This is a genomic window from Pseudoalteromonas sp. A601 (assembly GCF_002165575.1).
Lineage (GTDB): Bacteria > Pseudomonadota > Gammaproteobacteria > Enterobacterales > Alteromonadaceae > Pseudoalteromonas.
This window is the reverse complement of record NZ_MXQF01000009.1, coordinates 59,082-75,048: the sequence shown is the minus strand read 5'-3', so window position 1 is coordinate 75,048 and position 15,967 is coordinate 59,082. Positions and strand designations below refer to the sequence as shown.

Genomic DNA, 15,967 nt, shown 5'->3' with positions numbered 1-15,967 from the left:
AGAATAAAAAATCAAAAGTGATCACCTATTAGAAAGTTCCGGTCAAGCAGACTGCGGTGTTTGCTTGACCTTTTCATTCAAAAAACCAAGTGTTTTTATTTTTTAAACTCACTTAAAATAAGACCAAAGGGGTCAAATCTTGACTTCATACATCAATGGTCTAGATTTATAGTTTATTGCTCATTGAGTTTATTATTATGTCTAGGCCGCTGCGAATAGAGTATGAGAATGCATTTTATCATGTAATGAATCGTGGAAGAGGGCGTGAAAATACCTTTTTAAACGATGACGACTTTAAGTATTTTTTATATTGCATTGAGCAAGCAAGCCTTCGCTTTAATATCGAAGTGCACTCATATTGTTTAATGACTAATCATTACCACCTGCTAATAAAAACCCCCGATGCTAATTTAGGCAGAGCCATGAAGCATATTAATGGCCTTTATACTCAATACTTTAACAGAACACATAATACAGATGGTGCGCTATTTCGAGGGCGCTACAAAGCGGTGCTGGTGGATGCTGATAACTACTTATTGCATGTTAGTCGGTATATTCATCGCAATCCAATTGAAACGAGCACCCCGTTAGTAGATGACCTTGCTAAGTATCAATGGTCTAGCTATTCCGCTTTCATTAAAAGGGTAGCGGTGCCTAAGTGGCTCGTTCGGGATTTTATATTTTCGCTCCAAGGCAAAAAGCGTAAATATTCAGCTTATAAGCAATTTGTGGAATTTGAAAACAGTGAAGAAATAAGCGCTTTTTATAATGCTAAAAAGCTATTGTCGGTTCTGGGCTGTGAGGACTTTATTGAAAACATAAAAGACTATATTGCAACATCAAATAGTGAAAGTAAGCTTGTTATTAAAAATTACTCAGCAGATGATGTAATTGCTTACGTAGCTAAACACTTTAGTATTGAGATAGGTGGTATCGTAACGGTTAAAAAGGGGCGAAAAGAGAAAAACTTACCCCGTTGGTTTGCTATTAAATTATGCCAAGATTTAACAGGATTAAATTTACAGGCATTAGCAGATATATTTAATGTTAAACACTATTCGGCTATATCAAAAACTGTCGGTAGATTAAATGTATTAATGATTGAAGATAATATGGTTGAATTACAATTGGAAAAGCTACGAGATTGTTTGATATCTGAAGTCAAGATTTGACCCTTTCCTTCTTAGAAGCCTTATTCAAGGTTTAGTTTGCTGGCAGCAGCCAAGGGGCGATCGATTTTCAAATTGATTCTGCTGCAAGCAATTCATCCCTGAAGCTAGGTTCCTGTCAGCATCCATGCTTCCACTTCCTCGCGCTGCGAAACTTCGTTTCGGTCACTCGTCACCCACGTCGCTCCGAGCATCACGCTTAATCCTTCAAAACACAATTGAAGTGAGCGTAAGCGCCGTGTAATCGCCATCCATGGCGAAGTCACGGCTTTCATTTCATCCATGAAATGAATTACTCATCAATTACTTATTTCCAGGGTGTGATGACGGGGGGAGGGGTGTTAAACGTGAGATTGGTGTTTGGTCTTGGCAAGATGCAAGACCTGACCACCGCATTTAGTTATTTTATACCGAGGAAACGGCTATAAGGATTTACATTTAAAGTAACAAAATTACTTTATTAATATTAAAAACGTCTGGTTATTGGCTACTCGATGGTTTTTACCCCAAAAAATTTGTTCAGCTTTTTGGGTTAATCTGGCGCTGGATTTCTCCAAACTTATGTAATTACACCCAAAAAAATAACGATACAATATTATTCATGATATGTGTGTTGCATTATTTTATTTAGTTGAGATTTTGGGATACTGCCTTTATTGTTTTAAATAACGGTATTATATCCAGTGAATAAGATGTTTGTGTTATTTTTAATGGTTGCCTTTTATTATGTTTTGATTAGAATCAAAACTTCTGAAGTGTTTTCTTTGGGTCAATAAACCCAATTTTGATTATAAATGGATGTTTGATCTGAGAAAGCCATTAAAATAATATAAAAGGATTTAATCAGTGAAAAAAGTCAAAAGCTTTGCTCTATGCTTAATTGCTAGTTCAATTCTAACTGCATGCGGTGGTGATTCATCAAGTGACACTGCAAACGCGGTTAATACACCTCCTACTGTTAGCGTAAGTGCTGAACTTAACGTAAACGAAAACCAATTAATATCACTTGAAGGAACAGCTCAAGACTCTACAGGTTCTGTAGTAAGCTACGAATGGCAACAAACGTCAGGTGTAGAAGTTGAGCTTAGTGATGCTAACACCAGCACAGCAACCTTTACAGCCCCCGAAGTGGATGAAGACCAAGTTGTTGTTTTTGAATTAGTGGCAAAAGACAATGAAGGGCTAACAGGCTCTGATACAATTTCAATCACCATTAAAAATGTGCTTGTTGAACCTTCTCTGACTCTAACTGAGCGAGTTGAGGCTAACGAAAATACGGCAGTTACTTTAACTGGCACCGCAGCAGACGAAAATGGTTCAATCGTTTCTTATGCATGGCAACAAACTGACGGAGAGAGTGTCGAAGTAGCTAACTTAACGCAGAGTTCACTCATGTTTACTGCTCCTGCAGTGGATTTTGATACCATTTTAACATTTTCACTCACAGTAACTGATAACGATGGCCAAATTGCGACCAAAAATGTATTTGTTGATGTAAAAAATGTTGCTTCAGCGGTTATGTCTGTGCCCAATGGCAGTGAAGATGTAGTCATTGATGGACAAACTGTGGAAGCTGCGTTAAATGAAATTTTGATTCATTTAAATGATGATGTGACTCAACTGCAGTTGCAATCAATTTATGAAGAGCTTGCGAACAACGATGCGGCGGTCGCAAGTTTTGACGACTCTTTAAAAGTTTTGCAAGTAAGAGTTAGAGAAGGGGTATCTGAAACTAGCTTAATTGAAAAACTAAACAGCATAGGTGGTATTCGTCACGCTGGGTTTAACAGCATTGTACTGCCGCAAAATATTAAAATGCTCAGCAACTATACGCGCGAAAAACAAAACAAAAAACCTTTGGTGCAGCGAATGGTTGAGCCAAGTGCTGATGAGCCGCTTTACGCAGGTGATTATTGGATAGAAGCGATTTCGGCAAAGAGTGGCTGGCAATCGCTAGAAGGGCGCACTCTTTCTCCTGTGACTGTGGGGATTGTTGATACAGGCATTAGTGCAGAGCAAACCAGTATTGCAGAATCTCGCTTAACACGTATTAAGGTTCAATTGGACGGCCAGTTTACAGAAGTTGATGGCGATGATACTGAAGAAGAGGTTGATCATGGGTTATGGGTGTCTAGTTTTGCTGCTGGTTATAATGTCAGCGAAGAAGCGCCATTGTATGGAGTAAACCACAGTACGGATGTTATTCATACGGATGTGTATACTAAGCGATGTGAAGGTGTATTGAGTGCACTCGATTGCCCATTAGGTCTTGGCGTTAAAACCTACGTAACCGACTTAATTGCTGGCGTAAAAGCAACTATTGATAATGGTGCAAATGTTGTAAATATCTCTTGGGGTGATACAAGTACATGCACTGATAGCTCAGGAGTAAGATTAAGTAGCAGAAGGCATTGGCGGTTAAACCAAACAAATGTAGTTGAATATGCAAAAGAAAAGGACGTTTTGCTCGTATATTCAGCGGGCAACAACTGTGAGAAAGATGATGACCAACTATTAGTTAGTGCAGAAGATATAGGTCAAGATGCGTGGAAAACAAATGCGTTAATCGTCGCTGCAACCGATATCGATAATAAAGAAGCCAGTTTTACACGTATGGGTGAAGTGGTCAATATTGCTGCACCAGGCCAAAATATTGGCTGGGGTAATGGTAATACAGGATCTGGTACGTCATATTCAGCACCTCTAGTTACTGGGTCTGCGGGAATAGTTAAAGGAATAAATAGCACATTAAAAGCAGCTGAAGTACGTGATATTTTAATTGCTACAGGCTCTAGCTTTTCACTTTCCGATGAGTCTATTGAAGTGGGCACAACAACCCCGACTAAGTTATTAAACTTAAACTCTGCAATTCAAACTGCTGATTTAACAGTTGATTCTGTTTTAGAAGTTACCGATCCTGCAGTCTTACCTAAAGGCATTAATAAAACTGCTCAACTAAACTTTACGTTACCTGCAACGACCGTTACAGCGCTCGATATCATGTTTTTAATTGATGTTAGTGGTAGTTATGATGACGACATAACAAGTTTAAAAGCGCAAGCAGATAATATTTTAGAAAACTTATCAGGTCGTGGAATTAACGTTGCCTTTGGTGTGTCTGCGTTTTCAGACTTCCCGATTGACGGATTCGGTGATGAGAGCTCAGGTGATGAAGCATTTTATTTGCTTCAATCAGTGACAACCGATGTTGATGCCGCTAAAGAAGGCATTAATGGCTTATCGACTTATTTTGGCTATGATTCACCTGAATCACAGCTCGAAGGGTTGTATCAAGTTGTAACTGGAGCTGGTAGAGATATAGACAACGATGGTAGTTATACTGAAGTTGGTGATGTTGCACCGACTAACATAGGGTGGCGTGAAGGAGCATTAAAAGTTATTTTATTAGCAACTGACGCACCATTTCATGATTCTGATGTAAATGAAAGTTACCCTGGAGCAGGTAAGACAGAAGTGATTAGCTTGCTTCAACGAGAAGGCGTCACAGTATTTGGTTTACAAAGTGGTTCAGATAGTGATGCAACAACCGATTTAGAGGCAATTGTATCTGCAACGAACGGGCAAACTTTCTTATTATCCTCTGATAGTAATGAGATTTCAGAAGCCATCTCTTCAGCACTTGATGAAGCTTTAAAAGAAATTGATCTATCAATTGAGGTTATCTCGGGTGAACAATGGATTGAGACTATTACACCAGTGTTAATTGAAAACGTAAAACCTGAAGAAGAAGTTACCTTTGAAGTGAAACTAAAAGGCATCAAAAATGCTTCATTAGAGACGCTAAAATATGAAGTGATACTTTGGATTAAAGGGGATGGTAGTGCTGTTATCAGAAGGGTTGTAATCCCAATTTCTGTGCCTTCATCTGATGACTCCGCACCAGAGTAACGCTTTAATTTAACCTTGTATACCGCTGATATTGGAAGATTTTTTCAATATCAGCTATTTAACTTTATAGGTAAGAATATGTCTATAAGAATAGGTATATTATTTATATTCGTCGTTTATCAACTGAGCGCATGCAAGGTACAAAGCAAGACTGAGCAAGAATGTATCTATGGAGGCGTTAAACAACTGTGTGGTTCGTTACAAATAATATCATACAAAAAAGCATTTTCAGAGACTCTCCTCGTGGTGGAAAAGTATGTAAAACAACATAATGGCCAAGTTATTTCTAGTGATAGTGATTTACATGAAATAAAGATTCGCTTTGATAACATTGCTCCTAAAACAATGAGTGCTCACTCTGCTGATTTACTCAATATGCGCTTTATCAAACGAGTTAATTATGTTTCGCTGACGAAGATAGATTAGTTTTTTAACTTACATTAATTCCGTATTGGCTTTCGCTTCAGTCATCTTTTAGTGCCAATGTCAGTCCAGTTTTTGGCATTGTCAATGCACTGCTCAATAACCAAAGGGGCGCCCATTAGAAAGTTCCGGTCAAGCAGGCTGCTGTGCTTTCTTGATCTTTTTAGTCAAAAAACCAAGTGTTGTTACTTTTTAAACTCACTTTAAATATGACTATGCATCCAGTAACGATGTCGATTGGTGTGAATATTCACCATGGTTTGGGTAAAGAACTCCATATGAGTTTAGGCTGTTTAATTAAGCATCATGGAAACTAAAGGCCTGATCCTCGAATAACTAATTTAATGACTTAAGAGCAAGGCGCATAACACGGCTTGCTTTTTTATTCGTCGGCTTCTTAGCCTAAATTTATGGCTAAGTATTTTACTTCATCGTCATTTATCTGTGGTAGAAAATAAATATCTTGGTATTTAAAATATTGTTGCTCATTAATAGTGACCGCTTCAGCTGTGATAGGAAGTGTGTCGTAGGTTTGTCCAAGTTCATAACTGTTATCACTCTCTACTTTTACAGCCTTATTAACTAACACTTCAGGAGCATCGACCACTCTGTATCCATTATTATCTGCCAAATAGTAAACATTTTGATATGTGTAGTAGGTTCTATTATGGCGTTTAAAATACGAGTAATGTTTTGGTAATGAGCGGATTCTTAACCCTCTTGGTGGTTTAACAGCATGGTAGCCTCTTTTTGCTTTTCGATAATAGATACCATCACTAAATGTGAACGAAATACCATTAAATCTAACTGATGCGCTGTTACGCGGTATGTTACTAAAGTAGCGTCCAGGCTTGTATGTAACCACATTGTGGCGCTTATTTTTTAGATAAGCGTATTTACGCTTGTCATATTTGTAATGAGCAATTTTGAAAACCAAAGGGGTCAAATCTTGACTTCATACATTAATGGTCTAGTTTTATAGTTTATTGCTCATTGAGTTTATTATTATGTCTAGGCCGCTGCGAATAGAGTATGAGAATGCGTTTTATCATGTGATGAATCGTGGAAGAGGGCGTGAAAATACCTTTTTGAGCGATGACGATTTTACGTATTTTTTATATTGCATTGAGCAAGCAAGTCTTCGTTTTAATATTGAAGTGCACTCATATTGTTTAATGACCAACCACTACCACCTACTCATCAAAACCCCTGATGCTAATTTAGGTCGAGCCATGAAGCATATTAATGGCCTTTATACTCAATACTTTAATCGAATACATAACACAGACGGTGCGCTGTTTAGAGGGCGATATAAAGCGGTTTTGGTGGATGCTGATAACTATTTGTTGCATGTTAGTCGGTATATTCATCGTAATCCAATTGAAACGAGCACCCCGCTGGTAGATGACCTTGCTAAGTATCAATGGTCTAGCTATTCCGCTTTTATTAAAAGGGTAGCGGTGCCTAAATGGCTCGTTCGAGATTTTATATTTTCGCTCCAAGGCAAAAAGCGTAAATATGCAGCTTATAAGCAGTTTGTGGAGTTTGAAAACAGTGAAGAAATAAGCGCTTTTTATAATGCTAAAAAGTTATTGTCGGTTCTGGGCTGTGAGGACTTTATTGAAAATATAAAAGACCATATCGCATCACCAAATAGTGAAAGTAAGCTTGTTGTTAAAAAGTACTCAGCAGAAGATGTAATCTCCTACTTAGCTCAATACTTTGGTGTTGAGGTAGATGATATAGTAATTGTTAAAAAGGGGCGAAAAGAGAAAAATTTACCCCGTTGGTTTGCCATTAAATTATGCCAAGATTTAACGGGATTAAATTTGCAGGCATTAGCAGATATATTTAATGTTAAACACTATTCGGCTCTATCAAAAACTGTCGGTAGATTAAATGCATTAATGATTGACGATAAGAAGGTTAAATTACAATACGAAAAACTTCGAGATTGTTTGATGTGTGAAGTCAAGATTTGACCCCTATCGATACCAATCGACGTCATTACTGGATGCATAGTCATATTTAAAGTGAGTTTAAAGTTTAAAAAGTAACAACACTTGGCTTTTTGAATAAAAAGATCAAGAAAACACAGCTGCCTGCTTAACCGGAACTTTCTAATGGGTGATCCTCGCATTTTCTTTTTAGAAAGTGGTTAGCTACGTAAATAAAAAGTTTTTGCTTTACTGCTCTATCAAAGACTTATGGGCGATATAAATCCTTTTGGTTTAACGGCTAAAATCGAACTATCGAGTTGGTTAAGAATCGTTTCTGCTGTGTTTCCAATCACAAGACCTGCAACTCCGGTACGAGAGATTGTTCCCATTACAACTAAATCGGCATCAACCGCTTGTGCAGCCTTAGGTAACTCTTCTTCCGCAGTCCCCCTAATAATATGTGAACGTAAAGATAAGAAGTTATAAGCTTTTTGTCCTAAAGTGTGTTTTAACTTTTCTAATAGTTGCTCCATTTTATGCTGACTGTGGCGATGCTCAAATTCATATAACTCTTTTTCGACTTTGTCTGGATCTTCCACCCAAAGACTGATAAATCCTGCATTGGGCGCATCGTATACATTAACTACATGAGTTGTGGAAAACTCGGCTAACGAAATTGCACAAGCCAGCTCAAGTATCGTATTGTTTAATTCAAGATTACAGTTACTTTCATCTATAGAGTCAAAGTCTACGGCTGCTAGTATTTGTTTATAATTGAGTTTTTCATCTTTTTTCATTAACCAAACAGGGCATGGGCAATTGCGCAATAAATGCATATCATCACTGGTGATTAGCCGATCAAACCAACTAAGTTTATCTACTTCTTTGAGTAAAATATCAAAGCTATTCGACAATACCGCTCGGATACTTTCTAAGTATCTTTTACCTACTTTGACTTCAGCTTTAATATTTACGTCATTATCCAAAGAAGCAATAAGGCTGCGTAGGTTTTCATTTGCTTTAGTCAGGGTAAGGGTCTCTATTTTAGGGCTTTCAATGCCTATTTTATTTAGCGCAGATGATAGGGATAAACTTGGAATAACCAAAAGTAAGGTTAGATCTGCCTGACTATTTTTGGCTAATGAAATGGCACGTAGTAAAGACGGTGACGGTTTATCCATCGGTTCATTCATTACATATAATACGTTACTGAATCTTTTCATATTACGATCTCCTTATAAAGCTATTTACTCGACTTAACACCTTGGATAAGTATATCAGCAGCATGATCCGCTGTATCTTGGAAAGGCTCTAAAATTAACTCAACACCTAACAAAGCGAGTTCTTCACTATCAGCTGTACTCTGTGATACCGCGGCTAACTTGCCCTGGTAACCAGCTGAGCGGGTTAATTGAACTACGGTTCTACGTGGATCTTCTGATGATAAACCAGTATGTAAGTGAGGGATTGTAGACACAGCCCACTTTGCATGTTTGAGTGGTAATTCAAGAATAAACTCAGCATCGGTGGCATCACCATATTCACAATCTAGCCCTAAATGGTTCCAACTTTTTATTGCTGACGGGTTAAAATCAATGCCTAAAACCTTTATGCCTTTAGCTTTCAGTTGTTGGGCAATCGCAGTGCCAAGACGCCCCAGTCCAAATATGATCACAGGGTAATGGTTATCAGGATGATCGTCGGCAACTTTTTCACGGGGAGTTCCTGAACGCTCAAATATATTTAGTACGGGAGAAAATATTGAATAAAGTTGGTGGGAATAAGTGATCATATATGTTGAGGCCGCGATCGTAATGATCCCAACTAAGGTCACTAAGCCCAGTACATTTTGTGGCACATGGCCTAAACTTATCCCCATAGCGATGAAGATTAAAGAAAATTCACTAATTTGAGCTACCGTCAAACCAGCAAGAAAACCAGTTCGTTTACTGTAGCCCATAAGCCCCATAATAATTACGACAATAAGTGGATTCCCAATAAGAACAAATAGCGAAAAGATAGTTGCACCAGCTAGATGGTTACCAAGTAAAGATAAATCTAATGTGGCACCTAAAGCGATAAAGAAAAACAATAATAGGAAATCGCGTAGTGGTGCGAGTCGCGCGGCAATACTTTCACGGTAAGGGGTTGACGCTAAAGCAACCCCAGCTAATAAGCCTCCCACTTCCATCCCTAAGCCTACTAGGTCACCAATAGCGGCAAATAAAGCCGCTTGTGCTATGGCGTAAACCACTAATAATTCTGGGGCTTTAGCTAGCTTTTCTGTTAATGGGTTTGCAATATAACGAACAAAAACAATAACAAAAGCGAGTAAACCTAAGCCCGAAATTCCCACTTGCCATACGGAAGAGCTTCCATCTTCTCCATGTCCTGAACCTATACCTATGGTTGCCAGCACTATCATCGCCATAACAACTACAAGATCTTGAACAATTAAAAAGCCTAAGGCGATTTGACCATGTAAAGATTCTATTTCTCGTTTATCTGAAAGTAGTTTGACTATGATAATGGTGGATGAAAAAGTAAGAGCAACTGCGACATACAGACTGGTGGTATGATCTAAACCAATGCCAAAACCAATAAAATAGCCAAATAGGGAAGTAAACGCCACCTGACCAAGGCCGGTTAAAACAGAGACACTACCAATGGATTTTATGAGTTTTACATCAAGCTTTATACCAACAAGAAACAGCAGCACAGCAATTCCGAGCTCAGATAGAAGTTGGATTTGTTCTTTAGAATGAACAATATCTAACACCGAAGGCCCGGCTATTAAGCCAACGGCGATAAAGCTAACAATCAATGGTTGTCTTAACAGTAAACCTATAAAGCCCAACAATGCAGCTAATACCAAAAGTGTAGCTATCTCGGTAAATGCTGACTGTGTGATCAGTTCAATTAAAGTCACTGTTATACTCCTATCCAGACACAGAATATATTTAACAATACCTAATGCTGTACTCAGCAAAGGATAAATTCAAGAAAATATTAACAATTTATCAAGTGACAACACATGATTTGAAACAAAAAATATTAGATTAAGCAACAAAAAGGTGACAATACATATGTAATACAGTGATTTAGTCTTGATGAAAACTAAAGGGGGCACCCATTCGAAAGTTCCGGTCAAGCAGGCTGCTGTGTTTTTTTGGTCTGTTTATTCAAAAAACTAAGTGTTGTTATTTTTAAACTCAATTGCAGCATGGCTACATACTACTAGAAGGCTAGCTTATCTAAACTAACTTCACCAAAGCGTGCTAGTAATAAATCTTCTGAGGCTTTGAGTGCACTGGCGAGTTCTCTATTTACTGCTTTTTCAATCAGGCATTCTGTATGTTCATCACTTAAGCCGATAGTGAATACAGAGCTTTCGCCTAAGGCTGTATGAATATCTAGCAAGGTGATATCTGCTAATGAGACATTTAAAAGCCAGCCGCCGCCATGTCCTTTTATCGAAGTGACATAACCTCTATCGCGTAAACACCCCATAGTACGTCTTACAACCACAGGGTTAGTTTGTAGCATTGTTGCTATATGGTCTGATGTTGCAGGCTCGTCCATGTGATCCATGTGAATTAAAATATGTAGCATGCGCGATAATCGACTGTCTTTTCTCATTTTATTCTCTTCTTAATCTATAAATAGCCTTAGCCATTTTATGCGTTTGATAATATCACGAAACTTTTAATGTTGCATGTGTTGACTTTGAAAACTCATGTAACTTAATATGTTTCATGAATTGAAGTTGATGAATGAATCGGTTTGCAATAAATGAGGAATTAAAGATGAAGCAAGATGTTGTGATTATTGGTGGAAGTTTTGCGGGCATTTCCGCAGCTACGCAATTAGTAAGAGCTCAGCGCAAAGTAACTGTCATTGATGCAGGTAAACCAAGAAACCGATTTACTGACCATTCGCATGGTTTTTTAGGTTTAGATGGATACAGCCCATCGGCTATTAAAGAGAAAACATGGCAGCAATTACAAGCGTATGAAAGTGTCACCATTATTGAAGATAAAGTGGTTGATATTAATAAAAAAGTGCAGGGTTTTAGCGTAAAAATCAATAACGGTGAGACAATAGCCTGCAAAAAAATTATCCTCGCCACAGGTTTAAAAGATGAATTACCTGATATTAAAGGCGTTAAAGCGCGTTGGGGAAAAACAGTTATACATTGCCCTTACTGCCACGGTTATGAGTTACGTAATCGTTCTTTAGGTGTTATTGCAACGGGGCCAATGTCTTTACATCAAGCAGGAATGATCCCTGATTGGGGCTTAACTACCTATTTCTCGCAAGGTGAATACCAGCCCGATCCAGAACAAAAATTATTTTTACAGCAACGTGGAGTTAGCTTTGAAGATACACCCGTTGTTGAAGTATTAGGGGGTAACCTTGAAGTCTCTGCGGTAAAACTTGCCGATGGTCGCGTCATTGCATTAGGAGGCTTATATGTTGGGCCTAAAACACATATGGCGAGCTCGTTTGCTGAGCTTTTAGGCTGTGAGTTTACAGATGGGCCAATGGGGGCGATAGTCGTAACTGACGATTTTAAACAAACCACAGTTGCTGGTGTATTTGCCGCTGGCGATATAGCTAACCCAATGCAAAATGCCACATTTGCTTCTGCATCAGGTGTAATGGCAGGTATAGGTGTACATAAACAATTAATACAAGAGTTGTTGTAGTTAAAGTATCAGCGCACACAAGGCTGCCAGTATGACAAAAGATAAAGAATTTTGGGAAACTACCTTTAAAGATAAGCAAATGATGTGGGGTGATGAAGCTTCAAGCACAACAGCGTTAACTGTCGCTCTTTTTAAAAATAATGGTTTGAAAAAGCTTTTGATCCCAGGATTTGGCTACGGCCGAAACGGCAAAGTATTTAGTGATCATGGTTTTGATGTAACCGGTATTGAAATATCTGAGACTGCAATAGGAATAGCCAGAAAGCAATACGGTAATACCATGAAGATTCATCACGGCAATGTTAATAACATGCCTTTTGATGATGAAATATATGATGGCGTTTTTTGTTATGCTTTACTTCACTTGCTTGATGAAAAAGCACGTACAAACCTGATAAATAATAGCTATAAACAACTTAAAAATGATGGCTACATGGTATTTGTTACTTTATCTACAGATAGCCAAACCTATGGCGAAGGTGTTGAAATAAGTAAAGACAGATTTGCAAGCAAGCATGGGGTTAACTTATTTTATTATGATGAAGCGGCGATCAAGGCACAGTTTAGCAGCTATGGATTGCTTGAAGTAAAAGAGGTTAACGAGTATTCACAAATATTTTGGCTTATTGTTTGTAAAAGTATGTAAGATTTTCCCAAGGTATAATTAAACCGTTGACTTAAAAAAGGCTCTTACTCCTTCAGCTTAAGCATTTTACAGTATTGATCAGCACTTCGATGAAAACCGTCATCCCAAGCAATATAGTCACTAATTCTATTTTGGCTTTTCCGGTTAGCGTTAGCTCTATCTATCGTATTAAAGTATAAAACTTCGGGTTCTCTAAAGTGTGGGTGTGAATTTTGTAAATATCGAACACAGTAGCTTATGTTTATCATATCCAAAATAATCTGCTTACCAATCTCAGTATCTAAATTTGGTATACGGCCTTGCTCAATATCAATAACCAGTTGCAATGTTGAAGCGGCACCTAAACTGAAGGTGATGAGCTGTGGAGAATCAAACTTTTCATACACGTAGCGCTCATAATCGTCGCGGATACCGTTGTCATTTTGATCAACACCGTCCAACGTTTTATAGTCGTTTGGGTGTTCGGGTGGCAAATCTGGGGTTAGGTAAAATAAATCTTTAATGCGTTGCCAGCTACTGTGAGGTTTAGGTTCGTTATTCTCGTTCCAATAGCGAGCAAGATAATAGTCAGTACCGTGTTTTACAAGGTTACTAGCTTGATACACTTTGTTTGCTTGCCACTTTTCTATCGTGGTGTTTTGTAGCCAGATCCAGCCATCCCAGTGGGGCTGGTTTTCTATCGGTTCAATGCCTTTAACCCAAAAAGCGGCAATAAATAAGCTGTTGTTATGAGTGACAACATCACGGCGACATAAATTGAGCTGGCATTCCATTGTGGGTGGTTTGGTTGAATATCGGTTAAATTTATATTGTTAGCTTGTGAGTTAAGCTTAAAAATATTTGTCGCGTAAGCATGCGAACAAAAAAGTAACCAAGCAATAATAATGATGAGTTTAGTCATTTCAAAATCCTTTTGGTGATGTTTAGTTATTTTTCAACTTTTGCAACTGGTTCAAGTGATGTCATTTTTAGGTAAGTCATACTTTCAATATCTAACTTATTAAAAGGGTATTGACCTCGAATATTATCATTAAAAACCTTCCCCATTGATGTTGAGTAATACAGCTTATCCCATAATAATATGGGTATATTGTAATAACGGTAAACACCTCCTGATTCAAATTTGAGATCAAGAACTTTATTAATCGTTGAATAGCCTATATGTGAAAAAGCATCTGAATTTACAGGGTGTTGTTCAAATAAGGGGAAAGGAGTTTGGTTCTGTATAGAAAATTCAATTTTAGCACTTATTGCATTTGCAACAGCATTATTTCTTAGATACGCATCAATTAGCCCATGACCAGTTGAATCAAATAAAGACTCAGCAGAATAGTTTGAAGGTAAACTACCAAATAGAATCCTTACGGCTCGCATGAACCAGTCTTCGTCAAGTGTAAGGTGTGAAATGATCTCTTTATATTCCTCCCCCAAACTTCCTCCTATTGAACTTGTTGGTGTTGCTATTGCGGCTAGGCCAACCAGTGGATAATCGGAAGCAAGATACCCGTCGCTATATTGATAAGTAGATATGGTTTCCTCAAAAAGAGCATTGGTGTAAAAGTTACCTTGCGAGTGACCAATAAGAATAATACGGTTGCAAGAGTGCATTTGAAACAGCAGCTTTTGATAGGCATTTCTATAATCAGTATCGTTTAACTTTGAATAAGTTACACTTGAAAATACTTCTTCAATTACAGATTCAATATGGGCGATATTTTCCTGAGAAAGAGAATCGACGGTACCACCGAGTATTGCAGTTATGAGGTGGTACTTATTTGAAAAAGGGGATAAATCGCCATATTTTTGTTTTGCTACTTCATATATTTGCATATGAAGGTCTTCATCTTTGTTATAGCTGCCCGTTGGTTCTCTACCTTTAAGGTATTTACCTAATTTAGTCATCTGAAAATTATCTAACCAAGCTAAATTTTTTCGAAAATCATCCGAGCTAGTAAACATACCATTAACGTAGAACAAGCGCAGTTGGTCTATTTGTTTTGAGCAATACCTATCAAGACTATCGAATTCGGCCTGTGCCTTTGGAATAAAGAATATTAGGATGATTAATAAGCAAGTTTTCATTTCATTACTTCCTCTAATATTGTGCAAGACATATCAGCATCTAGATGAAAATCGTCATCCCAAGGAATTAGATCATGAGCTTTATTTTGTGCTTTACGATTAGCATAGGCCCTATCTATAGTATTAAAGTACATCAGTTTAGGATTGCGATAAGAAGGGAACGTATTCTGTATCATTTCAGTGCAGAAGCTTATATTTATAAAATCTAAAATAATCTGCTTCCCAATCTCAGTATCTAAATTTGGGATACGGCCTTGCTCAATATCAATAACCAGTTGCAATGTTGAAGCGGCACCTAAACTGAAGGTGATGAGCTGTGGAGAATCAAATTTTTCATACACATAGCGCTCATAATCGTCGCGGATACCGTTGTCATTTTGATCAACCCCGTCCAACGTTTTATAGTCGTCAGGGTGTTCAGGTGGTAGTTCTGGGGGTAGGTAAAATAAATCTTTAATGCGCTGCCAGCTACTGTGAGGTTTAGGTTCGTTATTCTCATTCCAGTAGCGGGCAAGGTAGTAGTCGACTCCGTGTTTTACAAGGCTGCCAGCTTGATACATTTTATTCGCTTGCCATTTTTCTATGACTGTATTTTGCAGCCAAATCCAACCATCCCAATGGGGCTGGTTTTTTATTGGCTCAATGCCTTTAACCCAAAAAGCGGCTATAAATAAGCTGTTGTTATGAGTAACAACATCACCGGCGACATAAATTGAGCTGGCATTCCATCGTGGGTGGTTTGGTTGAATATCGGTGAAATTTATATTGTTAGCTTTAGATCTCAGCTGAAAAATATTTGTCGCGTAAGCATGCGAACAAAAAAGTAACCAAGCAATAATGATGAGTTTAATCATTACAAAGTCCTTTTTATGAAGTTTCATTACTTTTTAAATTAAGTCCACCTTTTAGGTAAAAACAAGGTGAGAGGGTTAAAAATTTCAAAATTTTTACAGTATGGATAAGTTGTGTTTTAGTTTAGAATTGAATTTTACCCGAGAGAACAAGGAGATGCTTTGTCGTATGGGAGGAAATGAAACGCTGGGTTTATTGGTTAAAAATAAATGATTATCAAGTTATTGATTTAGTTTG

General features: G+C 37.8%; 13 protein-coding genes. 6 read left to right on the top strand and 7 right to left on the bottom strand.

Annotated features, from left to right (window positions below; all coding sequences use genetic code 11):
• Nucleotides 1-197 precede the first annotated feature (197 nt).
• The 3 genes from B5G52_RS09260 to B5G52_RS09250 all read left to right on the top strand — a co-directional run bounded on the left by B5G52_RS09260 (nucleotide 198) and on the right by B5G52_RS09250 (nucleotide 5,504).
• Entirely contained in the window at nucleotides 198-1,172 is a 975-nt protein-coding gene (locus B5G52_RS09260) for a transposase (RefSeq protein ID WP_087532379.1), read from the top strand.
• Nucleotides 1,173-2,015: 843 nt separating this feature from the next.
• Nucleotides 2,016-5,078: a S8 family serine peptidase gene (locus B5G52_RS09255; RefSeq protein ID WP_087532378.1), complete on the top strand. Its 3,063-nt coding sequence runs from the start codon at nucleotides 2,016-2,018 to the stop codon at nucleotides 5,076-5,078.
• A gap of 78 nt (nucleotides 5,079-5,156) precedes the next feature.
• Entirely contained in the window at nucleotides 5,157-5,504 is a 348-nt protein-coding gene (locus B5G52_RS09250) for a hypothetical protein (RefSeq protein WP_087532377.1), read from the top strand.
• 394 nt (nucleotides 5,505-5,898) lie between these two features.
• Here the strand turns inward: B5G52_RS09250 and B5G52_RS22525 are convergent, their stop codons facing one another.
• The gene (locus B5G52_RS22525) at nucleotides 5,899-6,366 is read right to left on the bottom strand and encodes a DUF6515 family protein (protein ID WP_369679922.1); all 468 of its coding nucleotides are present in this window, start codon (nucleotides 6,364-6,366) and stop codon (nucleotides 5,899-5,901) included.
• A gap of 142 nt (nucleotides 6,367-6,508) precedes the next feature.
• On the opposite strand from B5G52_RS22525, the gene B5G52_RS09240 reads away from it, so the two are divergent.
• On the top strand, nucleotides 6,509-7,483 hold the full coding sequence (locus B5G52_RS09240) for a transposase (protein ID WP_087532376.1): 975 nt from the start codon (nucleotides 6,509-6,511) through the stop codon (nucleotides 7,481-7,483).
• Between the two features lie 215 nt (nucleotides 7,484-7,698).
• On the opposite strand, the gene B5G52_RS09235 is transcribed toward B5G52_RS09240, so the two are convergent.
• The 3 genes from B5G52_RS09235 to B5G52_RS09225 form a co-directional block, all read right to left on the bottom strand.
• Nucleotides 7,699-8,664 (bottom strand): universal stress protein, encoded by a 966-nt coding sequence (locus tag B5G52_RS09235; protein ID WP_087532375.1) that lies wholly within the window; start codon nucleotides 8,662-8,664, stop codon nucleotides 7,699-7,701.
• Nucleotides 8,665-8,684: 20 nt separating this feature from the next.
• The gene (locus B5G52_RS09230) at nucleotides 8,685-10,370 is read right to left on the bottom strand and encodes a cation:proton antiporter (protein WP_217896182.1); all 1,686 of its coding nucleotides are present in this window, start codon (nucleotides 10,368-10,370) and stop codon (nucleotides 8,685-8,687) included.
• Nucleotides 10,371-10,678: 308 nt separating this feature from the next.
• On the bottom strand, nucleotides 10,679-11,080 hold the full coding sequence (locus B5G52_RS09225; RefSeq protein WP_087532374.1) for an Rrf2 family transcriptional regulator: 402 nt from the start codon (nucleotides 11,078-11,080) through the stop codon (nucleotides 10,679-10,681).
• Between the two features lie 167 nt (nucleotides 11,081-11,247).
• Between B5G52_RS09225 and B5G52_RS09220 the strand changes: the two genes are divergently transcribed.
• Entirely contained in the window at nucleotides 11,248-12,150 is a 903-nt protein-coding gene (locus B5G52_RS09220) for an NAD(P)/FAD-dependent oxidoreductase (protein ID WP_087532373.1), read from the top strand.
• Between the two features lie 31 nt (nucleotides 12,151-12,181).
• Nucleotides 12,182-12,796 carry a bifunctional 2-polyprenyl-6-hydroxyphenol methylase/3-demethylubiquinol 3-O-methyltransferase UbiG gene (locus B5G52_RS09215; protein WP_087532372.1) on the top strand — a complete coding sequence of 205 codons (615 nt, stop codon included), beginning with the start codon at nucleotides 12,182-12,184 and terminating at the stop codon, nucleotides 12,794-12,796.
• Nucleotides 12,797-12,840: 44 nt separating this feature from the next.
• Here the strand turns inward: B5G52_RS09215 and B5G52_RS09210 are convergent, their stop codons facing one another.
• From B5G52_RS09210 to B5G52_RS09200, 3 genes are all read right to left on the bottom strand, one after another.
• Entirely contained in the window at nucleotides 12,841-13,569 is a 729-nt protein-coding gene (locus tag B5G52_RS09210) for a chitodextrinase (protein WP_254911177.1), read from the bottom strand.
• Between the two features lie 154 nt (nucleotides 13,570-13,723).
• The gene (locus B5G52_RS09205) at nucleotides 13,724-14,878 is read right to left on the bottom strand and encodes a KTSC domain-containing protein (RefSeq protein WP_087532371.1); all 1,155 of its coding nucleotides are present in this window, start codon (nucleotides 14,876-14,878) and stop codon (nucleotides 13,724-13,726) included.
• Complete coding sequence (locus B5G52_RS09200) at nucleotides 14,875-15,732, bottom strand: chitodextrinase (protein WP_087532370.1); 858 nt, start codon at nucleotides 15,730-15,732, stop codon at nucleotides 14,875-14,877. The genes B5G52_RS09205 and B5G52_RS09200 overlap by 4 nt, the downstream gene beginning before the upstream one ends.
• Nucleotides 15,733-15,967 lie beyond the last annotated feature (235 nt).